The following is a 21,989-nucleotide window of genomic DNA, read 5'->3' on the forward strand; positions in this document are numbered from 1 at the left end:
GGGAATCCTGTGCAATCGCTGTTAAGGCCCCGCGACACCGACGCGGTGCGCGCTGAGCTGCGACGGGTGGCCGCCGAGGCCGGCGTTCCGGTGCTCTTCGGTGGCGAGGTGCACGATGATGCGCTGTTGCTGACGGAGTTCGTCGGCACCCGCACCAGCGGCCTGCGCGGGCTGGTGGTGCGGTCCCGCTCCGGGCTCGGCGGGGCCAGCATGGTGGCGGGCCGGCCCATGGCGGTGGCCGACTACCGCAACGATGTGAGCATCACCCACGACTACGACGCGCCGGTGGTCGGCGAGGGTATCCGCTCGGTGTTGGCGGTGCCGGTGCTGGTGGACGGCCGGGCCCGGGCCATGCTGTACGGCGCCTACCGGGCGGCCGCCCCGATCGGTGGCCGGGCTATGGACCTGATGGTGGGCTCGGCCCAGCGGCTGTCTTATGAGTTGCGGGTGCGCGACGAGGTGGACCGCCGGATGCGACTGCGTGAGGCGCACCTCGCCTCGGGTGATCGGCTGGCCAACGCAGAGCAGATCCGAGAGGTGCACGCCGACCTGCGCCGGCTGGCGGCTTGCGCACCTGCTTCGATGCAAGGACAGCTGCGGGTGCTGGCCGACCAGTTGGGCACGGCCCTGTCGGGCGGCGCCCCGATCGCTGCGCCACTGACCCAGCGGGAGATCGATGTGCTGGCCCAGGTGGCCTTGGGGTGCACCAATGCCGAAGCGGCGCAGCGGCTCTCACTGAAGCCGGAAACGGTGAAGAGCTATCTGCGCAGTGCCGCAGCGAAATTGGGGACGAAGACCAGGCATGAGGCGGTGTCGCGGGCTCGGCGGGGGCGGTTGATTCCGTAAGAGTTGCGTGTCCCCCAATCGGGGGAACGGGGGTTCCCCTGTCACACAACCCGACCAGCGGACAGACCGGGGCCCCGGGATGCGGGAAGTTGTTCTCACCAAGCTTTCACCCCCGCAAGCGAACTCAGGAGAACACCATGACGAACACCTCTCGCGCCCGCTTCGCCCGCCGCATCGCCGCCGTCGCCTCGCTGGCCGTCGTCCCGGCATTGGCCCTGGGCCTGGCGCCGGCCTCCAACGCCGACGCGACGGCCGGCGCCTTCGGCCCGTGCTCCACCATCAAGCAGATGGAGAGCACGTTGTGGAAGGGCGTGGACCCGAACATGTACACCCCGAAGAACAAGGGGACCAACTTCGACATCCAATGGCCCAACAACGACGCGTCCCACGGCTGGGCGGTGCACTCCGGCAACTCCAGCCAGAAGAAGGTGCACACTGATCTGCTGGTCATTCCCACCATGCCCGAGTCGGGTATCGAATGCTCCAACCTGCTGTCCGCAGACGCACCCCACTACTTCAAGCACGCCGCCGACGAAGCCCATCTCCTCAACGGTGTCAGCGACTGGGCGCTGGCCATCAACTCCGCCGACAGCCGGGGTCAAGAACAGATGCACATCCACCTGACCGAGCTGTACCGCCCGGCGCGCCACGATATCGACGCGGCGGCCAAGGCCGGCCAGATCACCGACCACGAGAGCAGCTGGGTGAACTCGGTCATCTCGGTCACCGGCCATGACCAGTCGATGACGAAGAACGCCAGCCCGAACAGCTACCGCGCCTGGCACACCAGCTCGCTGGACCAGAACTTCTTCGCGAAGGTCAACAACGACATCGCGCAGCCCAAAGGCACCGCCATGTCGCATGTGATGATCCTGGTCACCAAGGATCCGCGTGGCGGCTTCGATGTGCTCGAAAGCGACCGGCAGAGCGGTCTTTCCGCCGGCATCGGCAACGTCGAGTCCCTGCTGTGGAAAGTCAACGGCAAGTAGCACGGCACCGCAGGGAAGGTCACCCGAGTTCGCTCGGGTGACCTTCCCCGCGTTCACCGGCGCGCGGACCGCCGGAACGCGCCCGGCGTCGTCCCGAACTGTCGACGAAAATGCCTGCGCACGTTGACCGCCGACCCCAGTCCGACCCGCTGCGCGATGACCTCCACCGTCAGGTCGGTACTCGTCAGCAATTCGCGCGCCGCGGCGAGCCGCCGCTCGAGCAGCCACTCCCCCGGACTCGTTCCGAATTCCTGCGCGGTGCGCCGCGCCAGGGTACGCGGCGAAACATTGAGAACTGCAGCCATATCCCGCACGCTCAGTGGGTCTGCCAACCGCGCCGATACCCACGTGCCGAGCGCATCGAAATCACCGGAGCCGGCACCGGTGGGGGTGTACCGCGGCAGCACCATGCTCTCGGCGACGAGCCGCGCGTACTCGGCACCGAAGTCGGTCGCGACCAGATGCAGGCACAGATCGATTCCCGCGCCGCCACCGGCGCTGGTGGCCACGTCGCCGTGATCCACGAACGTGGCGTCCTCGATCGTCACCCGGGGGAACTCGCGCCGCAGCTGTTCACGGCGGGCCGGATGCGCGGTGGCCGAGCGGCCGTCCAACAACCCCGTGCGGGCAAGTGCGAATACGCCCGAGCAGATCGACACCAACCGTGCGCCCCGCTCGTGTGCACGTAGCAAGGCGTCGCGGGTAACAGTAGGCATCGGCGCAACGATGGGCGTCCAGCCGGGAACGATCACGGTGTCCGCGGTCTCGAGCGCCTCCAACCCGTGCTCCACCTGCATCACGTAACCGGCCGTTGTTGCCACCGGTCCCGGATTCTGGGCGCAGATACCGAAGTCATACCGCCGCGGCACGTTCGGCCGCACCGTCCCGAAAACCTCATCCGCGCAACCCAGCTCGAAGGTCGACTGCACGGACCGCACCAGTGCGACAACACGATGCATGGCTCGAAAGTACCCAATCGTGGCAAGCCGCGACCTGTCAGGGCACTGCCCGCAGAGGACACCATGAATCCGTGAACCCAGAGATCCTGGCCCAGCCCGGTTATCAGTCCTCGTCCGTCGACGACATCGCCGCCGAAGAGATCCACCCCGGCATCCGGGTACGCCGACTCTGGCGCGGACCGAACGGAGCGAAGGCCGCCGTACTCGAGATGGCCCCGGGAAGCAGCTTCCCCGAACGCGACGTCCACCAGCCCGGAGACGAGGAGGTCTACGTGCTCGACGGTGTCTTCAACGACGGTGCACGGGACTATCCCGCCGGCACATTTCTGCATGCGCCCGCCGGATCCTGGCACCTGCCTTCGACGACGACGGGGTGCCGGCTCTTCCTCTTCTATCCGCAGGGATAGGAGAAGCCGGGGGTCGAGGTCAGTCGCCGCGCCCGGTCTGCGCCTGCAGATCCTCGATCAGATCCGAAGCCTCGGCCTTGGTCAGCTCGGCCGGCACCTCGCGTCCGGCCTCTCTCGCCAGCGTGTGGAGGTAACTACGCTGGGGCCCGGTCATCGCCTCGTCGCCCGTCACCCACTCCGACGTGTCCTTTTCGGGATTTTCTGTCGTCTCATTCGTCTGTTGCGTCATGCCCACAAAGTTCCCATCGCACAAGCGTTCGAAACCTTATTACGTCTCCACCGGCGCGACCCGTCCGGCGAAGCTGACCGCCTCGATCCCGTGCTCACGCGCATCGGCCTCCGCGCGCGCCGTCTCGGCGGCCAGGTCCAGTGACCGGGCCATCACCAGATACGCTGCGGCGGAGGCGAACAGCCCGACGAACAAGGCGATGTCGATATTGCCCATGGCCGCCGCGACGGGGCCGGTGAACCAGACCGTCACCACGAACGGGATCATCGCGACGATCCCGACGAGGTACGCGGTCAGCCCGCGCCAGCCCCAGGTGCCGTAGACGCTGTCGTGGGCGACGAAGATCTCCCGCACCGCGTAGTGGCCGCGCCGCACGAAGTAATAGTCGACCAGGTTCACCGAGGTCCACGGCACCAACAGGTACAGCAGCACCACCAGGAAGCTGCCGAAGTTGGTCAGGAAGGCACCGGTCGACAGCACCGCGCCCAGCAGCCCGGCGAAAGCGATCACGGTGCACGAGACGACGCGCAGCCGAAGGGTGGGCCGCACCGGACGGAACGAATCGACCATGGTGATCAGCTCCAGCGAGGCGGCGTAGATGTTGACCGTCACCACGGTGACCAGACCGGGCAGGGCGGCGACCAACAGCCAGGCCCCGGACCCCGACATCAGCCGATCGGCGGCCTGCTGCACGGCCTCCAGTGGGGCGGCGCCGGTGAACAGCGCAGCGACCAGGGCACCGAGCATCATCAACCAGGTGGCGCCGACGAAAACGCCTGTGTAGGTGTGGAACAGCGCCTTGCGTGGGCTGGTCTGCGGTGGCAAATACCGCGAGTAGTCCGAGACGTACGGCGCCCAGCCCAACGCATAGGCCGCCGCGGCGGCGAATTGCACCAGGAACGGACCCCAGGTGAAGCCGCCGAAGCCCAATTGCCCGTCGGGCAGGGGCAGCCAGATCAGCGCCGCGACGGTGAACACACCGAAGGTGGCCAGGAACAGCCATGTCAGCCAGGTCTGGAAGCGGTGGATCCAGTGGTAGCCGAAGATCGCCAATGCCAGTGCCAGCGCGGTGACGACGACGAACCACAGGTCGCGCAGATCGGTGCCGGTGACCAGGGTGAGAGCGTCAGCGGCCAGGATCTGGTTGAAGATGTTGAAGCCGACGATGCTGAACACCACCACGGCACAGATGACCACCACGCCGCGATAGCCGAATTGGCCACGTGACTGGATCATCTGCGGCAGGCCCAGTTGCGGGCCCTGCGCCGAGTGGAACGCGGTGAACACCGTGCCGACGGCCGCGCCGGTGACGATGGCCAGCAGCGAAGAGAGGAAGGACGCGCCGAGGGCCGCCCCCACCATGCCGGTGGCGAGCGTGGTGAGGTTCGCATTGGACATGAACCACAACGGGAACAGCGTCGACGGCTTGCCGCGGCGCTCGGTCAGGGGGATCCAGTCGATGGATTTCGACTCGATCGCGGATGCGTCAGACACGGATTCCTCGCTTCTGGTGATGGTCGGGTTGGGGAATCACAATGTCCCCGTAGAGCTCTGGGCGGCGATCGGCGAACAGGTCGTTGTGCGGTCCGATGACTTTGTCGCAATGGAGGTCGAGCACCGCGTCGGCACGGTTACGGTGATCTGACGTTCCCACGATCCAGCCGTCGGCCGAGATCACCGCCGTCCCGCCGGTCCAGGTCACTGCACGTTCGGATCCGTGCCGGTCGGCGATCACCGTCGCCAACCGTGACGAACGGGCCGCGGCCATGGCCTGGATGGTTTCCGGCGGGTACTCGCCCGGCGGTCGGGCCACCAGCGGCCAGTTCACCGGCAGCGCCAGCACATCGGCACCGGCCAGCGCCAGTCGCCTCGGCAGTTCCGGGAACTCGTTGTCGTAGCAGATCGCAACGCCGAGCCGGCCGATCGGCGTGTCGAACACCGCGCCGGCCTGCGCACCGGGCGTGAAGATTCCGTACTCGGCACCCCACAGGTGCGCCTTGCGATAGCAACCGATGACACCCCGGCCACCGAGCACGAGCGCCGAGTTGTACAAGCGCGCACCGTCGGTTTCGCAGAAACCGACGACCGCGACGGCACCCGGCGTCAGGTGCCCGGCCAGGCCGGACAGCCTGGGGTCGTCGACCGTCAGGGCCACGGCTTCCACTTCGGCGCGGTCATGGAAAACGTAACCGCTGGTTGCCAATTCGGGTAGGACAACCAACTGCGCGCCCGCTGCAGACCGCAACGCATCACCGATGCGGGTGAGATTGTCTGCCAGCGACCCGATCTCCACGGGTATCGAGATCGCCGAAACACGCAGCTGCCGCCCGTTCATCAGGCCCGCTTCACCGCAGGGGTGCCGTCGAAAGCACCCGAATGCCTGCCGATTCGCTCGATCCGGATGGTCGCGGTGGCTTCGTGTGCGGCCAGGCCCTCGAACGCGGAGATCCGCTCCACCGCGGGTGCCAGGGCGGCGGTGGCGTCCCGTCGGGCACGCTGGTAGGTCAACGGTTTCAGGAACCGCGACACGGACAGACCGGCGTTGTAGCGGGCGGTTTTCCCGGTCGGCAGCACATGGTTGGTGCCCGCGATACCCTTGTCCGAGTAGGCAACCGTGCTCCAGGGGCCGAGGAACAGCGACCCGTAGTTGCGCAACTCCTTGAGGAAGAACTCGTCGTCACCGGTCTGGACCTCGAGGTGTTCGGGCCCCAGCACATCGGCAATGGCGGCGGCCTGTGCCCGGTCGGCCGCCAGGATCACCGACCCGAAGTCCCGCCACGCCGCGCCGGCGATCTCGCGGGTGGCGAGCGTTTCCAGTTGCCGGTCGATCGCATCCAACACCTTGCGGCCCAACGACTCCGAGGTGGTGATCAGTGCGGCGGGCGAGTTGGGTCCGTGCTCGGCCTGGCCCAGCAGGTCGGCGGCCACCCACTCGGGGTCGGCGGTCTCGTCGGCCAACACCGCCACCTCCGACGGCCCGGCCAGCAGGTCGATACCGACCCTGCCGAACAGCTGGCGCTTGGCTTCGGTGACGAAGGCATTGCCGGCACCGACCAGCATGTCCACCGGGGCGTCACCCAGCAGGCCGAATGCCATGGCCCCCAGGGCCTGGACACCACCGATGGCGAAAACCCGGTCGGCTCGGGACAGGTAGGCCCCGTACAGCACGGCCGGGTGGGCGCCGTGCGCACCGGAAGGCGGTGTACAGGCGACCAAGGTCGGCACGCCCGCCGCCTTCGCGACACCGACCGTCATGAAGGCGCTCGCCAGTAGGGGGAACCGGCCGGCGGGCAGGTAAGCACCGACCCGGGAGACGGGGATGTACTGCACCCCGCCGACGACGCCGGGCGCCAGGTCGACCTCGAAGTCGGTCAGGTGGGCACGCGTCGCGGTGGCGAACCGGTTGGTGCGGTCGTAACCGAGCTCGAGTGCCTCGCGGACGTCGCTCGGGAGGGCGTCGCCGCTGCGCCGCAGGTCCGCCGCGCTGACCTCGAGGTCACCGGTCCAGCCGTCCAGGTCACGGGAGTAGGCGCGGACGGCGTCCAGCCCGCGGCGTTCGATATCGGACAGCATCTGCGAAACCCGTTCGGTGACCTGCGGGTCACGTTGTGCCGGAGGTCCGTCGATGGCCGGCCGTTTGAGCCAGGTGAAGGGTCCGAGGGCGCGGGCTTCGTCGGTGGTGATCTGCATGCCGGCGACGGTAGGCATTTGTGAGCCGAAGGACTAGATGGGTGAATCCTATTCGAACCACAGGATTATCCGATGCCTCGGTATCGGGCCAGGTCAGTGCCCGCACGACTGTGGGCCGCAGGCACGCATTGGTTGGAAATCGCGTACGCAGGACCCACAGTCGGCCGTCGGCTACAGCCGCCGGCGGGCGATCAGCGGGACCGTCGGATGCGCGGCATCCACGGCCGACTGGTCGGGCAGCGCAGCCAGTTCGCGGATGGTGTCCTCGGCCAGCCGCGCGAATTCCCGGGTGGCGTTGGACAGCGGCCGGGCCCGGTGCTGGGCCAGCGCGATGGTGTCGTACAGCCGTTCGGCGAACGGTGCGATGTGCAGGCCCGGCGGGAAGGCGGGGCTGTCGATCACCGCGCCACTGACGATGGTGTCGCCGATGCGCCCGGCCACCAGCCGCAGGGCCGCCTCGACGTGCTCGATCTCGATCCGTGGTTCCAACCGCACCCCGGCCAGCTGCGCGCGCTCGGCGAGCTGGCGCCGGGTCGGGTCCTTCCAGCCGTAGTGGGCGTCGTAGAGCACCAGATCGGCCTGCGCCAATTGTCGTATCGTCACCGGGTTTTCGGTGCGCGACGGATCGGCGCTCACGTAGAACACCTCGTCGCGCAGCAAGGGGCGCACGGTGAGGTCCTCGTCGTCGATCGGCAGGATCAGCATGCCCGCCTCGATCTCGCCGGCCTGGATGGCCGCCGCGGTCTCGGCGGAGTTCTGCCCGACCAAGCGCACCCGGACCTCCGGGTAGCGCATGTGGAAGGTCTGAACCAGGCTGGACAGCAGGTAGTAGTCGGCGTTGCGGGGCATCCCGAACGTCGCGGTCCCGCCGCCGAGCGAGCCCGCCGATCGCACCGCGTGCATCCCACCGTCGGCCGCCTGGACCGACTGTTGGGCGTAGGGCAGCAGTTCCTCCCCCGCGGCGGTCAACGTCAACCGGCGGCTGCCCCGGACGAAAAGCTGGGTGTCCAGCTCGATTTCCAAACGGCGCACCAATTCCGATACCGATGCCTGTGCCATCTGCATGGCCTCGGCGGCCGCGGTGAACGAACCGGTGCGCTGCGCCTCGACGAACGCGCGGAGCTGGTTGAGCGTCACGCCAACGAGTCCACCCACGCCTGATGCAAACCCGCGAAATGCCCACCGGCATCGATCAATTCATCCGGCGGCCCGTCCTCGACGATGCGGCCGTGTTCGAGCACCAGCACCCGGTCGGCGCTGAGCACCGTCGAGAGCCGGTGCGCGATCACCACCGCGGTCCGGTCGGCCAGCACCGTCACCAGAGCGCGCTGCACCAACCGCTCGCTGGGCACGTCCAGCGATGACGTCGCCTCGTCGAGGATCAGCACCGCCGGATCGGCCAAAAACGCGCGGGCGAACGCGATCAACTGCCGCTGCCCGGCCGAGAGCCGGCCGCCGCGCTTGGCGACGTCGGTGTCGTACCCGTCGGGCAGCGTGTCGACGAACCGGTCGGCACCGACGGCCTGCGCCGCGGCGCGCACCTCGGCATCGGTGGCCGTGGGCTTGCCGAAGCGGATGTTGTCGGCGACGGTGCCCTCGAACATGAAGTTTTCCTGCGTCACCATCACCACATGCCGGCGCAGCTCGGCCTGCTCGAGATCGCGCAGGTCGACCCCGTCCAGGCTGACCGTACCGGCCACCGGGTCGTAGAACCGGGCGATCAGTTTGGCGATGGTGGTCTTGCCGGCCCCCGTGGTGCCGACCAGTGCGACGGTCTGCCCGGCCGGCACGTGCAGCGACAGGTCCGGCAGCACGGGGCGGCCCGGCACGTACTCGAATCGCACGTCCCGGAATACGACCTCGCCGCGTACCGCCGGCAGCGCCACCGGGTGCTGCGGGTCGCGGATTCCGGGCTCGGTGGCCAGCACCCCGGAGATCTTCTCCAGGGCCGCCGACGCCGACTGGAAGGTGTTGAAGAACTGCGAGATCTCCTGCATCGGTTCGAAGAAGATGCGCAGGTACAGCAGGAACGCGGTGAGCGTGCCCAGCGTCATCTGCCCGCCGAGCACCCGGTAGCCGCCGTAGAGCAGCACCACGCCGGTGGCGAGGTTGCCGACCAGCCGCACGCTGGGCATGAAGATCGCCAGCAGTTTGAAGGCCCGCTCGTTGATCGACTTGTACTGGTCGGCAACGTCTTCGAAGATCTCCTGGTTGCGCGGCTCGCGCCGGTAGGCCTGCACGGCCTTGATCCCGGTCATGGTTTCGACGAACTGCACGATCACCAGCGCGGCCGCCTCGCGCACCTTGAGATACGTCTTCGAGGACTCCGAGCGGAACCACATCACCAGCGCCACCAGAATGGGGAAGGCGCACAAGCACATCAGGCCCAGCCGCCAGTCCAGCACGACCAGCAGCACCGCGGTGCCACACATGGTCAGCACGGCGGTGATCAGGCCGTCGAAGCCGGTGGCCAGCATGTCCTGGATGGCATCGATGTCATTGGTCGACCGGGCGACCACCCGACCTGAGGTGTAGCGGTCGTGGAAAGCCACGTCGAGGTGCTGGAAATGCCGGAACAGCCTGCGCCGCAACTCCAGCAGCACGTTCTGCCCGATCCGGCCGGACCGGCGCAGGAACACCATCCGGCTGCCGCCCTGGATAACCACCACCCCGCACAGCACCGCGAGGATGAGCACCAGCTCCCGCGCCGAGCCGCCGTTCACGATGGGCGGGATGCCATGGTCGATGCCGCGCTGCACGAGGATCGGCACCGACAGGCGGGCCGCGTTCTCCACCACCACGATGATCGCGAGGACCGCGATCATCGTGCGGTAGGGCCGCAGCAGGTCGAACAACAGGTGGCGGGCCTCGCGCCGCCGCGAGATGGATTCGTCGATCGGCAGATCATCGTCGTCGTGGTCGTCGACCTTGCGCCCGCGCCAGTCGGTGACACTCATGGCTGCCGGCCCTTCCACGACAGTGCCTCGTCCTCCAGGCGCAGCCGGTCCAGCTGGGCCCGGTACTCGTCGTCCTCCCAGTCGCAGACCCGTTCGGCGCCGTCGTCGAGTTCGTCGTCGGCGGCCAGCAGGTACCGGTATTCGGCCACCGACGCCAACAACTCGCTATGCGTGCCGATGGCGGTGATGGTGCCGTCCTGCAGCAGCGCCACCCGGTCGGCCAACAGCACCGTCGAGGCACGATGCGCCACCACGATGCCGGTGACACCACGCAGCACTCGGCTCAGCGCCTCGGTGACGACGGCCTCGGTGTGCACGTCCAGCGCGGACAGCGTGTCGTCGAGCACCAGCACCGACGGGTCGGCCAGGATGGCGCGGGCCAGCGAAAGCCGTTGCCGCTGACCGCCGGACAGGCTCATCCCCTGCTCGCCGATGCGGGTGTCCAGCCCGAACGGCAGGTCGTAGATGAAATCCGCCGAGGCGACGTTGATGGCCTCGGCCAGCTGGTCCTCGCTCGCGGAAGGGTTGCCCAGCTGCAGGTTCTCCCGCACCGACATGGAGAACAGCGTCGGGTCCTCGAAGGCGGTGGCGACCGCTTGCCGCAGGGCGGGCAGGGAGAGGTCACGAATGTCGGTGCCGTCCAGCAGGATCCGGCCCTCGGTGACGTCGTACAGCCGGGACAGCAGCGCCGCCAGCACGGACTTGCCCGACCCGGTGGCCCCGACCAGGGCCACCGTCTCCCCCGGCTCGACGGTCAGATTCACATGTCGGAGGGCCCACGTATCGGAGTCGGGGAATCGGAACCCCACGTCGACCAGTTCCAGCCACCCGCCGCGCGGCGTCGCACGGACGGGGCCGTCGGTGATCTCCCGCGGCGCGTCGAAGATTTCGGTGACCCGGTTGGCCGCGGTCATCGACTCCTGTGTCATCGACAGCAGGTAGCCCAGCGAGGCGATGGGCCACACCAGCGACAGCATCATGGTGATGAACGCGACCAGGGTGCCCATGCTGACCAGACCGTGCCCGGCCGCGTAGGCGCCGAAGCCCAGCACGATGATCAGCGTGATGTTGGGGATGACCTCCAGCAGGGTCCAGAATTTCGCGGACACCGCAACCTTGTTCATCTCGGTGCCGTACAGGCTCGTCGCTCGCTCGTCGAACCGGCGGTAGGCGTACCGCTCGCGGCCGAACGCCTTGATCACCCGCAGGCCGAGTGCGGCCTCCTCGACATGGGTGGCGACGTTGCCGGACTGGTCCTGCGACAGCCGGGACAGCCGGGTGAACTCGCGCTGGAAGTGCAGCACGGTGAGCGTGATGGGCACGATGGACACCACGACCACGACACCGAGTGGCCAGTACATGCTCAGCAGTAGCGCGGTCACGACGATGATCTGGACGATGTTGAGCATCAGGAACAGCAGCCCGAACGACAGGAATTGCCGGATGGTGCTGAGGTCGTTCATCACCCGGGAGAGCAACTGGCCGGACTGCCACTGGCCGTGGAAGTTCATCGGCAGGATCTGCAGCCGCGCGTAGAGGTCCTTGCGGATATCGGCCTCGACCCCCATGGTGGCGCGGGCGACCAGCCAGCGGCGGATGAACCACAGCACCGCCTCGCTGACACCGAGCGCGGTGGCGGCCAGGCCCAGGATCCACAGGCCACGCTCATCCTGGTGGCGCACCGGCCCGTCGATCACCGCCTTGGTGAGCAGCGGGATGCAGACGGTGGCGCCGAGGCTGGCGAACGCCGCGACCACCATGACGGTCCAGCGCATCCGGTAGGGCTTGAGGTACGGCAGCAGCCGGAAGATGTCCGATGACGAGCGGATACGCCGCGGCGGCGGCGCGATGGCCGGCGTCGAGCGCAGCCCGCTACCCTCCGTTTGCATTCCACCACCCACTAAGACTGTCTAACTCATGGCACCGACATCCATGTCGCTGTGGGACCCCCGACTCCGATATTCCCACGCCGGACAACCGAATAACCTGACGCTAGAACCTCAACAATGATTGAGGTCAATTTTATTGCCCCGTCAGACGAAGCCGAAGTACCCGACCACCCCGGCCGCAGCCACCACGAACAACGGATTGATCTTGCTGACCAAGAAGATCACCGTGCACACCGCGGTGACGGTGTAGGCCCGCCAATCGTGGTCCGCGGCCCGGCTCATCACCAGCGACGTGGCCAGGATCAGCCCGACCGTCAGCGGCGCGAAGCCCTTCTCCACGGCGATGCGCAGCTTGGACTTCTCGGCACGCTGCCAGAACAGCGTCACGATGTAGACGAACGACGCCGCCGGCAACACCATGGCGACCATCGCGATGACACCACCCAGGATGGCCGCCGGGACACCCCCGACGTGCAGGCCGGCGCCGTATCCCACCATCGACACGATCAGGATGCTGGGCCCCGGCGCCGTCTGCGAAATCGAGAACAAGTCGGCGAATTGGCTGTTGGTCAGCCAGTGCCTGCCGTTGACCGCCTGCATGTGCATCTCGGGCAGCACCACATTGCCGCCGCCGATGGACAACAGCGAGAGCATCCCGAACAGCCCGGCGATCTGCAGGTAGGTGCTCATGCCGGCCTCATCTGCCCGACGGCGAGACTGAAGCCAGGTACCTGTCCGGGCCGAAAACCGTCCACAGTTTCAGTCTCGGCGGCCGCAATGGACGCGTTCATGCCCGCGCCTTGCGCGGCCAGGCCCAGAGCAGGCTCAGCGGCGCCAGGATCGCCAGCGTCTCCAGCAGCGGCCAGCGCAGCACCCCGTTGAGCAGGAACGCCCCGGCGAACAGCAGCACCGGCACCACGCCGGTGAGGCACTTCTGGCCGGTCTTGATCACCATCGTCAACGTCAGTGCCACCGCCGCGGCCGACGCTCCGTGCAGCACCCCCTTGACGGCGGGCACCTCCTTGAAGCGGAAGTAGACGAACGACAGCACCAGGATGATCACCAGCGGCATGAAGCACAGGCCGACGACGGCGGCGACGGCCCCGGGCAGGCCGCGCATCTTGGTACCGGCGAACACCGCCATGTTGACCTGGTTGGCGCCCGGCAGGATCCGGCACATCGTCATCGCCGACAGGAATTCGGCCTCGCCCAGCCACTGCTTCTCGACCACCAGCACCTCGCGCGACCACGCCGAGAGCCCGCCGCCGAACGAGGCCAACGCGATGTGGTTGAACGTCAGCGCCAACTCCCGCAACGACACCTCACTCATGCATGAGGTCCGGATCGTGCGGGAAATCGTCCTCCCCGTGCTCCCCCGGCCGCAGCGGATCCGGCGGCTCGTACTGGTGTGAGGACTCCCAATCGAAACCGAACACCTGCCGCAGCCGGGCCACGGCATCGGGATGCTCGACGATCACCCCGAGCTCGCGGCGCAGGTCGAAGGCGCTGCGGTCGATGTTCATCGAACCGACCAGAGCGTGTGCGTCGTCGGCGATGAGCAGCTTCGCGTGCACCCGCAGGTTCTTCTGCTTGTGCACCTTCACCCCGAAACGACGCAGGGTGCGCAGCGAGGCGAAGGTATCGAGGATGTCCCATTCGCTGATGCCGTGCCGACCGCCGCACAACACCCGCACCTTCACACCGCGCCCCGCCGCGGCGGCGATGTGGTCGAGAATCACGGCGTCCACGTATTTCGGATGCTGGATATCGAGCCGGTGTCGGGCGCTGTCGATGAATTGCGCCATGTGATAGCGCGAATTCGAATTGCTCCACAACAGGCCTTCGAACACGGCGGGATGCCAATCGTCGAGGTGTTCCCAATCCGCGTCGAACGCGTCGACGATCTGCGCCACGTGCTGGGGCGCGGTGGTCACCACGCCGTAATCCCGGGTCAGGGTGAAGTACTTCTCGCACAGGTTGAAGGTGGCCACCAGGGCGGCCCGGCCGTCGACCACGATCGATTTCTCGTGGGTGACATAGAACTTCGGGTTGGTCCACTGCACCTTCACGCCGGCGGCCTGTAACCGCTCGAACGATTCGTCGTTGGCCCGGTCACCTCCGGAGCGAGCCGGGTTGAGCATCACCCGAACGTCGACACCGGCACCGTGGCGCGCGATCACCGACTGCAACAACGATTCTTCGGTGAAGGTGAATTGCTTGATCAACAACGACTGTTGCGCCGACTCGAGGAATTCCCGGACCGGACCCACGCCGTCATCGGGCTGGACTATCACGCGCGGCGGATTGGCCAGCATAAATGCCGGATGCTAGCACCGAATGATGTCCGGGACGTGCCTGCCGCAATCGTGGTGGTCCATCGGGCAAGATGGCCGTATGGAAAGCGGAGCCAGTGGAGCAGTCTCACCCCGGGTCCTCGTCGTCGACGACGATCCCGACGTGCTGGCGTCGTTGGAGCGCGGCCTGCGGCTGTCCGGGTTCGAGGTCGCCACGGCGGTCGACGGAGCCGAGGCCCTGCGCAGCGCCACCGAGACCCGGCCCGACGCCATCGTGCTGGATATCAATATGCCCGTGCTGGACGGCGTCAGCGTGGTCACCGCGTTGCGCGCCATGGACAACGACGTGCCGGTATGCGTGCTGTCGGCCCGCAGCTCCGTCGACGACCGGGTGGCCGGCCTGGAAGCCGGCGCCGACGACTACCTGGTCAAGCCGTTCGTGCTGCAGGAACTGGTGGCCAGGGTCAAGGCGCTGCTGCGCCGCCGCGGGTCGACCGCCACGTTCTCCTCGGAGACCATCTCGGTCGGTCCGCTGGAGGTGGACATCCCCGGCCGGCGGGCCCGGGTCAACGGCGCCGACGTCGACCTGACCAAGCGCGAGTTCGACCTGCTGGCCGTGCTCGCCGAACACAAGACCGCCGTGCTGTCCCGGGCGCAGCTGCTCGAGCTGGTGTGGGGATACGACTTCGCCGCCGACACCAACGTCGTCGACGTGTTCATCGGGTATCTGCGCCGCAAGTTGGAGGCAGGCGGTGCACCCCGGTTGCTGCACACCGTCCGCGGCGTGGGGTTCGTTCTCAGGCAGCAGTAGATGGATTTGAACGACCGGCTCTACCGGCTGCTGGGACTGCCCAAGCGGGCGCTGTCGCTGCGCACCATCGTGCTCGCCGCATCATTCGGTGTGGTGGCCACGGCGATCACCATCTGCACCTGGGTGTGGATCGGCATCACCAACGAGCAGTACAGCCAGCTGGACCGCCGACTCGACTCGATCGGCAGCCTCGGCGATGTCACCACCCTGCTCAGCAGTGCCTTCAACGATCATGCCGATGAGCCGACGGCCAACGGCGGCCTGGTGCGTACCGCGCGCATCGCCGGATCCACCGTCTCGACGCCGGACGACATCGTGCTGCCCGAATTCCCCGACGGCTTCGCCACCACCACGATCAACGGAGTCGACTACCGGGTGCGCACCTTCAGCGCCGGGCAGGCGTCGGTGGCCCTCGGTGCACCCACCACCGAGACCGAGCACCAGATCGATGCGCAGCACCGCAGGGTGCTGCTGATCGGCGGCGGCGTCGTCGGCGGCACGGCCATCGTCGGCTGGATCATCTCGGCCATCATGATCACCCCGTTCCGGCGGCTGGCCCAGCAGGCCCGGGCCATCAACGCCCAGTCCAAGCCCGAGGCGATCCAGGTGCGCGGGGTGTGGGAGGCCACCGAGATCGCCGAGGCCGTGGAAGGCATGCTGGCCCGCATCGGCGACGAGCAGGAGCGCACCAAGGCCGCCCTCGAATCGGCCCGCGATTTCGCCGCCGTGGCCTCACACGAGCTGCGCACCCCGCTGACCGCCATGCGCACCAACCTCGAGGTGCTCGCCACCCTGGACATGCCCGACGAGCAGCGCAAGGAGGTGCTGGGCGACGTCATCCGCACCCAGTCCCGGATCGAGGGGACGCTGACCGCGCTGGAGCGGCTGGCCCAGGGTGAGCTGACCACCGCCGACGATCACGTGCCGGTGGACATAACCGAACTGCTCGACCGGGCCGCCCATGACGCGATGCGGGTATATCCCGATCTGGACGTGTCGCTGGTGCCGGCACCGACGGTGCTGATCCTCGGGCTGCCGGCCGGGTTGCGGCTGGCGGTGGACAACGCGATCGCCAACGCCGTCAAGCACGGTAACGCCACCCGGGTTCAGCTCTCGGCGGTCAGCTCGCGCGCCGGGGTGGAGATCGCCGTGGACGACGACGGGGTCGGTGTTCCCGAGGAGGAGCGCACCCGGGTGTTCGAGCGGTTCTCGCGCGGCTCGACGGCGTCGCATTCCGGCTCGGGACTGGGTTTGGCGCTGGTGGCCCAGCAGGCCGAATTGCACGGTGGCACAGCCTCATTGGAAGCCAGCCCGCTGGGCGGGACGCGGCTGCTGCTGCGCCTGCCCGGGCCGGTGCCGCAGCCGAGCTGAGCCTCAGGGAGCCGTCAGGCAGTAGGTCCGCACCGGCTCGGGGTAGCTGTAGGTGGTGGCGTCGGCCGGGCACTGGGCGGCGGCGGAGTCGAACCGCTGAATCACCTTGTAGGCCTTGTCATCGGTGGTGGTGCAGTCGATTTGCTCGAGATTCTTGCCGTCCGCGGTGGGGTGATAGCAGTGTCCGGCGGTGAGGTTCTCGACCAGGCACAGCCGGCCGACGGCACGGTGGTCCAGCGTCCAGTCATAGCTGATGTAGTTGGCGTTGGCGCATGCCCGGTCGCTGTCCAGTACGGCGCCGACGGTGAAGCTGGGGTCGACACCACAGTCGGTGCGGTGCACGTTTTTTCCGTCGGCACCGAGCGCAACACAGTCTCCGACAAGGAAACTGGTGATCTCCTGCTTCGCGGCGGTGGTTGCCTGCTGCACTTCGCGCTTCTCGGCCAGGCTGAATTTGGCCAGCAGGATCAGTGACACACCGATGATGGTCAACGCCAGCCGGGCCTTCTTGGTTCGCCACCAACGCGTTTTGGCCACACGAGGCGCGGCAGGGGGTTGCAGATCGGTCATGACGTTCGTCCTTCGCTTGCGTGAGCGCCCGCGTTCCGGGCATATGCACATGTAGTCGCGGAAGATCGGGCGATCCGAACGTCGTAGGACCGTGATCTACGCCACGGCCCACCTTCCTCGGGACTGGCCGTCAGAAGTCGATGAGTCCCAGGGTGTAGAGAATCGCGACCGACACGGGATCCACCAGACCCTGCCCCAACACCGGAGTCGAGCCGTTGTCGATGACTCGCTGGGCCAGAGCGGCTCGGGTGGCGTACCAGCACGTCGGACACAGTCGCCCGAGCACCGCGGCAGTGGAGCCGTCGCCGTTGACCAGCGTGTCACCGTCTGCGGCTACCGTCACCGAGTCGGCAAGGAGGACACCGAGTTTCGCGCAGATCAGCTCGCGCACCGCCGCGCCTGCCCGAGACAGCTCGGGTACCGACGGTCGGCCGAGTTCGTTGCGTTCGTCGCGTGCGATGCACAGCAGATAGTTCTGCCCGTCGGTCAGTGTCGCGCTGTCGCCCAACGGTAGTGCGATGTTGATCATCGCCAGCATCGAGGCTTCCCGTCGCGTCGCGTGGAAACGAGCGATCTCGGCCGCCATCCGCTCCCGGTCGAGCCGGGCAGCCTCCGCGTCGAGCAAGTGCCGATCGGGATCCCAGTGCTCGGCGTCGGCGGGCGGGTACGGCTGCAGGGCTTCGCTGCCCGCGTGGTCGATGAGCACCTGGGGGAAGGACACCGTCATCCGGGCGGGCAGGAACAAGCCTGCTTCGAAAGCGTCGGGGGCACGGCGCCTGATCACAGCCGACACCTCCCCCGCAGACAGATCCCGCCCGTCACCCGATGACGCGCGTCTGCAAGGTGTAGTCGGAAGCCGAGCCCGAAACCGAACGGTGATCTAGGTCACGGCAACCCGACGAAGGTACGTCAGCGAGCGCCCAGCAGGTCGATGACAAAAATCAGAGTCTTCCCGGACAACCGGTGCCCGCCGCCGGCCGGGCCGTAGGCCTGCTCCGGCGGGATGGTGAGCTTGCGCCGGCCGCCCACCTTCATCCCGGGGATGCCGTCCTGCCAGCCCTGGATCAGACCGCGCAGCGGGAAGGTGATCGACTCGCCGCGATTCCACGAGCTGTCGAACTCCTCGCCGGTGTCGTACTCGACGCCGACGTAATGCACCTCGACGGTGCCGCCGGGCACCGCTTCGTCCCCGTCGCCGACGGTCACGTCTTCGATGACCAGCTCCGTGGGGGCCGGGCCGTCCGGAAATTCGATCTCAGGTTTTGTAGCCACGCTTGCCCACCGTAGTCGGGCACACTGGCTTCATGGCCACCGATGCGGACATCCTCGCCCAAGTCAACAATCTCGTCGCCGAAGAGCGCGAGCTACGCGACCGCCTGCAGCACCGCGAGGTCGACGAATCGACCGAACACCAGCGGCTGCGCGCCCTGGAGGTGCAGCTCGACCAGTGCTGGGACCTGCTGCGGCAGCGGCGGGCGCTGCGCGATTCCGGCGGCGATCCCGACGACGCCGCGGTGCGCCCGGCCGACGAGGTCGAGGGCTACCGGAACTAGCGCCGGGTGTCGTCTTCGCAGTTCGACGTCGTCGTCGTCGGGGGCGGACACAACGGGCTGGTGGCCGCGGCCTACCTGGCCCGCGCGGGCCGGCGGGTGCGGCTGCTGGAACGGCTCGACCACGTGGGCGGCGCCGCGGTCTCCGCGCACGCCTTCGACGGCGTCGACGCCCGGCTGTCGCGCTACTCGTATCTGGTCAGCCTGCTGCCGCGACGGATCATCGACGACCTGGGCGCCCGGATCCGGCTGGCGCGCCGGCGCTACTCGTCCTACAGCCCGGACCCGGGCACCGGCGGATCCACCGGGCTGCTGCTGGGGCCGCAGAACACCTTCGACGCCATCGGCGCGGCGTCGGACGCCGCCGGATTCGCGGAGTTCTACCGGCGCACCGGTGTGCTGACCAAGGCGCTGTGGCCGACGCTGCTGCAACCGCTGGAAACCCGGTCGGCGGTGCGGCGGCGGGTGCTGGCGGGCGGAGACGACGCCGCCACCGCGTGGCGTGACATCGTGGAACAGCCGATCGGGCAGGCCATCACGGCGGCCGTGCGCAACGACCTGGTCCGCGGGGTGGTCGCCACCGACGCCCTGATCGGCACCTTCGCCTCCACCGACGACCCGGCCCTGCTGCAGAACGTGTGCTTCCTGTACCACCTGATCGGCGGCGGCACCGGCGACTGGGACGTGCCGATCGGCGGGATGGGTGCGGTCACCGGCGCCCTGAGCGCCGCCGCGAGCGGCTTCGGAGCCGAAATCAGCACGGGTGCAGAGGTTTTCGCGATCACTCCGGATGGCGAGGTGCACTACCGGGAAGGCGGCACGGAGCGCGTCGTGTCCGGCGCGGTGGTGTTGGCGGGCGTGACGCCCACGGTGCTGGCCGGGCTGTTGGGTGAACCCGCCCCCGCCGCGGCACCGGGGGCGCAGATCAAGGTGAACCTGATGCTGCGCCGCCTGCCGCGCCTGCGGGACACCTCGGTGACCCCGGAGCAGGCGTTCGGCGGCACCTTCCACATCAACGAGACGCTCACCCAGCTGGAGACCGCCTACACCACGGCCGCCGGCGGCCACGTCCCCGATCCGCTGCCGTGTGAGATCTACTGCCATTCGCTGACCGATCCCAGCATCCTGTCCCCGGCGTTGCGCGAGAGCGGGGCCCAGACCCTGACGGTGTTCGGGCTGCACACCCCGCACAGCCTGTCCGTCGGCAGCGATCCGGACCGGGCCAGGGACCGGCTCACGTCGGCCGCCCTGGAATCACTGAATTCGGTGCTGGCCGAACCGATCCAGGATGTCGTCATGGAAGACGCCGCGGGCCGGCTGTGCATCGAGGCCAAGACCACCGTCGACCTGGACCACACCCTGGGCATGACCGCGGGCAATATCTTCCATGGCGGGTTGAGCTGGCCGTTCGCCGAGGATGACGAGCCACTGGACACCGCCGCCCGGCGCTGGGGCGTCGCCACCGCGCATCCGCGGATCCTGTTGTGCGGGTCGGGGGCACGACGCGGCGGCGCCGTGTCGGGTATCGGCGGGCACAATGCCGCCATGGCGCTTCTAGAGGGCTAGTTTGCGCAGAACCGCCTGCAGCGCAAGCAGATCTGCCTCGTCGAGGCCGGCGAGCGCAGCGGGCGCGGGATCCTGCACCGCCTCGACGGCGGCCGCCAGCGCCTGCCCCTCGTCGGTGAGCGACACCACCTTGCAACGCCGGTTGGCCGGGTTGGTCTGGCGCAGCACCAGCCCGCGTTCCTCCAGATCGTTGACCGCCACCGTCGCCGCGGGCGCGTCCAGGGTAGCCGCCTCGGCGAGTTCCTTGACCGTCATCGGGGTGCGCGCCAGCCGGCGTAGCACCCGGATCCGGCTGAACGGCAGCCCGGACCGTTCGATCACCGCACGCTTCCAGTCGCCACGGTTCTCGTGCACGAGGGCGGCCATCCGCTGCCACACCTCGTCGGCGAGTGGGTTATCCGACATGGACGGGCGCCTTCTGGTGCCCCTCGATCAGCGGTGCCAGCCGCTGGGCCGAGGCCAACGCCCGCGGCGCGGTGGACACCACACCCAGCACGATGATCACCACGCCCAGACCGACGCACATGAACCACAGCGGCCGGGCCGCGCTCATGAAGTCCAGACCGCCGGACGGCAGCGACGTCCCGATGACCGAACCGCACAGCGCCACACCGATGCTCACCCCGATCTGCCGGCTGGTGCTGGTCACCGCGGACGCCGCACCGGCACGATCCAGCGGCATACCGCTGACCGCCGCATTGGTGATCGGGGCGTTGACCATCGAGAAGCCCATCCCGAACACGGTGAACACCACCAGCAGCGCCCACACCGGTGTCGTCGCCGTCAGGAAGGTCAGCAGGAACGACGCCGTGGTGATGAGCACCCCGGCCGTCAACAGCGACGGCCGCGCGCCGTAGCGGCCCACCAACCGGCCCGACAGCGGCGAGAACACCAACGCGCCGATGGCGATGGGCAGGTAGATCAGCCCGGTGTGCATCGCCGAATAGCCGCGCTCGGCCTGCAGGTACAGCGACATCATGAACAGGAACGCGCCCCAGGTGGCGAAGGCGCTGATGGCGATCACGGTCGCCGAGGCGAACGGCACGCTGCGGAAGAAGCGCAGGTCGATGAACGGGTCGTGACGGCGCGATTCGAACCGCAGGAACGCCGCGAACGCGACCACCGCGATACCGGCCGTGGCCAGGACGCGGGGATGGGCCCAGCCCAGCGCCGGGCCCTCGATCAGGGTGTAGACCACCCCGAACAGGAACAGCACGGCCAGGCCCTGACCGATCGGGTCGACATTGCGCATGGTCGCCGATTTGGTTTCCGGCACGAAGATCGCGGTGAGGATGATGGCGGCCGCGCAGATGGGCAGGTTGATCCAGAACACCGCGCGCCAGCTGACGTATTCGATGAGCAGCCCGCCCACCGTCGGCCCAAGGGCCATCGAGATACCGACCACCGCGCCCCAGAAGCCCAGCGCCCGGGCGCGTTCCACGCGGCCGGTGAACACCTGCGAGATGATGGACAGCGCAACGGGATTGAGCATCGAGCCACCGATACCCTGTAACAGCCGAGCCGCGATCAGGGTGTCGATACCGGGCGCCAGGCTGCACAGCAGGGAGCCGACGGCGAACACCGTCAGCCCGATCTGGAACACCCGGCGGCGGCCGAACCGGTCGCCCATGGCACCCGACAGCATCAGCAGCGAGGCCAGCACCAGGGTGTAGATGTCCACCACCCACTGCAACTGCGCGGGGCTGGCGCCGAGGTCGGCCCGGATGGACGGGATGGCCACGTTGACGATGGTGGCGTCCATCGACACGATCAGCAGGCTCAGGCAACAGGACACCAGCACGACGGCCTTGCGCCGCGGCGTCAGCGTGTTGATGGTGTCGTTCACCCAACCATTGTGTAA

23 protein-coding genes are annotated in these 21,989 nt (G+C 68.0%); 7 read left to right on the forward strand and 16 right to left on the reverse strand.

Features of this window, described 5'->3' with window-relative positions; translation table 11 throughout:
• The first annotated feature begins 9 nt into the window (after window positions 1-9).
• Window positions 10-846 carry a helix-turn-helix transcriptional regulator gene (locus BN977_RS09620; protein ID WP_036397356.1) on the forward strand — a complete coding sequence of 279 codons (837 nt, stop codon included), beginning with the start codon at window positions 10-12 and terminating at the stop codon, window positions 844-846.
• Window positions 847-983: 137 nt separating this feature from the next.
• Window positions 984-1,835, forward strand: coding sequence for a CDP-diacylglycerol diphosphatase (locus BN977_RS09625; RefSeq protein WP_036397357.1), 852 nt, complete (start codon window positions 984-986; stop codon window positions 1,833-1,835).
• 53 nt (window positions 1,836-1,888) lie between these two features.
• Here BN977_RS09625 and BN977_RS09630 read toward each other — a convergent pair whose 3' ends face one another.
• Window positions 1,889-2,794 (reverse strand): GlxA family transcriptional regulator, encoded by a 906-nt coding sequence (locus tag BN977_RS09630; RefSeq protein ID WP_036397358.1) that lies wholly within the window; start codon window positions 2,792-2,794, stop codon window positions 1,889-1,891.
• Between the two features lie 71 nt (window positions 2,795-2,865).
• Between BN977_RS09630 and BN977_RS09635 the strand changes: the two genes are divergently transcribed.
• Window positions 2,866-3,201, forward strand: a complete 336-nt coding sequence (locus BN977_RS09635) for a cupin domain-containing protein (RefSeq protein WP_036397360.1) — start codon at window positions 2,866-2,868, stop codon at window positions 3,199-3,201.
• Between the two features lie 19 nt (window positions 3,202-3,220).
• Here BN977_RS09635 and BN977_RS09640 read toward each other — a convergent pair whose 3' ends face one another.
• The 10 genes from BN977_RS09640 to BN977_RS09685 all read right to left on the reverse strand — a co-directional run bounded on the left by BN977_RS09640 (window position 3,221) and on the right by BN977_RS09685 (window position 14,281).
• Window positions 3,221-3,430 (reverse strand): DUF3072 domain-containing protein, encoded by a 210-nt coding sequence (locus BN977_RS09640; protein WP_036398800.1) that lies wholly within the window; start codon window positions 3,428-3,430, stop codon window positions 3,221-3,223.
• Window positions 3,431-3,469: 39 nt separating this feature from the next.
• On the reverse strand, window positions 3,470-4,924 hold the full coding sequence (locus tag BN977_RS09645) for a purine-cytosine permease family protein (protein ID WP_036397363.1): 1,455 nt from the start codon (window positions 4,922-4,924) through the stop codon (window positions 3,470-3,472).
• On the reverse strand, window positions 4,917-5,765 hold the full coding sequence (locus BN977_RS09650; protein ID WP_051561223.1) for a nitrilase-related carbon-nitrogen hydrolase: 849 nt from the start codon (window positions 5,763-5,765) through the stop codon (window positions 4,917-4,919). Before BN977_RS09650 ends, BN977_RS09645 begins: the two co-directional genes overlap by 8 nt.
• Complete coding sequence (gene hisD, locus BN977_RS09655; RefSeq protein WP_036398804.1) at window positions 5,765-7,120, reverse strand: histidinol dehydrogenase; 1,356 nt, start codon at window positions 7,118-7,120, stop codon at window positions 5,765-5,767. The genes BN977_RS09650 and hisD overlap by 1 nt, the downstream gene beginning before the upstream one ends.
• A gap of 171 nt (window positions 7,121-7,291) precedes the next feature.
• The gene (locus tag BN977_RS09660; protein ID WP_036398806.1) at window positions 7,292-8,257 is read right to left on the reverse strand and encodes a LysR family transcriptional regulator; all 966 of its coding nucleotides are present in this window, start codon (window positions 8,255-8,257) and stop codon (window positions 7,292-7,294) included.
• On the reverse strand, window positions 8,254-10,077 hold the full coding sequence (locus tag BN977_RS09665) for an ABC transporter ATP-binding protein (RefSeq protein WP_036397364.1): 1,824 nt from the start codon (window positions 10,075-10,077) through the stop codon (window positions 8,254-8,256). Before BN977_RS09665 ends, BN977_RS09660 begins: the two co-directional genes overlap by 4 nt.
• The gene (locus tag BN977_RS09670; RefSeq protein WP_036397366.1) at window positions 10,074-11,966 is read right to left on the reverse strand and encodes an ABC transporter ATP-binding protein; all 1,893 of its coding nucleotides are present in this window, start codon (window positions 11,964-11,966) and stop codon (window positions 10,074-10,076) included. The genes BN977_RS09665 and BN977_RS09670 overlap by 4 nt, the downstream gene beginning before the upstream one ends.
• A 144-nt stretch (window positions 11,967-12,110) precedes the next feature.
• Window positions 12,111-12,656: a chromate transporter gene (locus BN977_RS09675; RefSeq protein WP_036397368.1), complete on the reverse strand. Its 546-nt coding sequence runs from the start codon at window positions 12,654-12,656 to the stop codon at window positions 12,111-12,113.
• A 97-nt stretch (window positions 12,657-12,753) separates the two neighbouring features.
• Window positions 12,754-13,296 carry a chromate transporter gene (locus BN977_RS09680; protein ID WP_024452020.1) on the reverse strand — a complete coding sequence of 181 codons (543 nt, stop codon included), beginning with the start codon at window positions 13,294-13,296 and terminating at the stop codon, window positions 12,754-12,756.
• Entirely contained in the window at window positions 13,289-14,281 is a 993-nt protein-coding gene (locus BN977_RS09685) for a phospholipase D-like domain-containing protein (RefSeq protein ID WP_024452021.1), read from the reverse strand. The genes BN977_RS09680 and BN977_RS09685 overlap by 8 nt, the downstream gene beginning before the upstream one ends.
• 79 nt (window positions 14,282-14,360) lie before the next feature.
• On the opposite strand from BN977_RS09685, the gene prrA reads away from it, so the two are divergent.
• Together prrA and BN977_RS09695 are read left to right on the forward strand one after the other, a co-directional pair.
• The gene (gene prrA / locus BN977_RS09690) at window positions 14,361-15,071 is read left to right on the forward strand and encodes a two-component system response regulator PrrA (RefSeq protein ID WP_024452022.1); all 711 of its coding nucleotides are present in this window, start codon (window positions 14,361-14,363) and stop codon (window positions 15,069-15,071) included.
• Window positions 15,072-16,442, forward strand: coding sequence for a sensor histidine kinase (locus tag BN977_RS09695; RefSeq protein WP_024452023.1), 1,371 nt, complete (start codon window positions 15,072-15,074; stop codon window positions 16,440-16,442). It begins immediately after the preceding gene.
• A gap of 3 nt (window positions 16,443-16,445) precedes the next feature.
• Here BN977_RS09695 and BN977_RS09700 read toward each other — a convergent pair whose 3' ends face one another.
• From BN977_RS09700 to BN977_RS09710, 3 genes are all read right to left on the reverse strand, one after another.
• Window positions 16,446-17,012: an LppU/SCO3897 family protein gene (locus BN977_RS09700; protein ID WP_051561225.1), complete on the reverse strand. Its 567-nt coding sequence runs from the start codon at window positions 17,010-17,012 to the stop codon at window positions 16,446-16,448.
• 130 nt (window positions 17,013-17,142) lie between these two features.
• Window positions 17,143-17,796, reverse strand: coding sequence for a hypothetical protein (locus BN977_RS09705; protein ID WP_234709534.1), 654 nt, complete (start codon window positions 17,794-17,796; stop codon window positions 17,143-17,145).
• A gap of 125 nt (window positions 17,797-17,921) precedes the next feature.
• Entirely contained in the window at window positions 17,922-18,284 is a 363-nt protein-coding gene (locus tag BN977_RS09710) for an FKBP-type peptidyl-prolyl cis-trans isomerase (RefSeq protein WP_024452026.1), read from the reverse strand.
• Between the two features lie 32 nt (window positions 18,285-18,316).
• Here BN977_RS09710 and BN977_RS09715 point away from each other — a divergent pair, with 32 nt between their 5' ends.
• Together BN977_RS09715 and BN977_RS09720 are read left to right on the forward strand one after the other, a co-directional pair.
• Window positions 18,317-18,565 (forward strand): DUF2630 family protein, encoded by a 249-nt coding sequence (locus BN977_RS09715; RefSeq protein ID WP_036397372.1) that lies wholly within the window; start codon window positions 18,317-18,319, stop codon window positions 18,563-18,565.
• A gap of 6 nt (window positions 18,566-18,571) precedes the next feature.
• Window positions 18,572-20,128, forward strand: coding sequence for a phytoene desaturase family protein (locus BN977_RS09720; RefSeq protein WP_036397374.1), 1,557 nt, complete (start codon window positions 18,572-18,574; stop codon window positions 20,126-20,128).
• On the opposite strand, the gene BN977_RS09725 is transcribed toward BN977_RS09720, so the two are convergent.
• On the reverse strand, window positions 20,117-20,533 hold the full coding sequence (locus BN977_RS09725) for a MarR family winged helix-turn-helix transcriptional regulator (protein WP_024452029.1): 417 nt from the start codon (window positions 20,531-20,533) through the stop codon (window positions 20,117-20,119). The two genes, BN977_RS09720 and BN977_RS09725, sit on opposite strands and share 12 nt — an antisense overlap.
• The gene (locus BN977_RS09730; protein WP_036398810.1) at window positions 20,523-21,953 is read right to left on the reverse strand and encodes an MFS transporter; all 1,431 of its coding nucleotides are present in this window, start codon (window positions 21,951-21,953) and stop codon (window positions 20,523-20,525) included. The genes BN977_RS09725 and BN977_RS09730 overlap by 11 nt, the downstream gene beginning before the upstream one ends.
• Between the last annotated feature and the right edge of the window lie 36 nt (window positions 21,954-21,989).

It is taken from the genome of Mycolicibacterium cosmeticum, from assembly GCF_000613185.1.
GTDB classification, from domain to species: Bacteria; Actinomycetota; Actinomycetes; order Mycobacteriales; family Mycobacteriaceae; genus Mycobacterium; species Mycobacterium cosmeticum.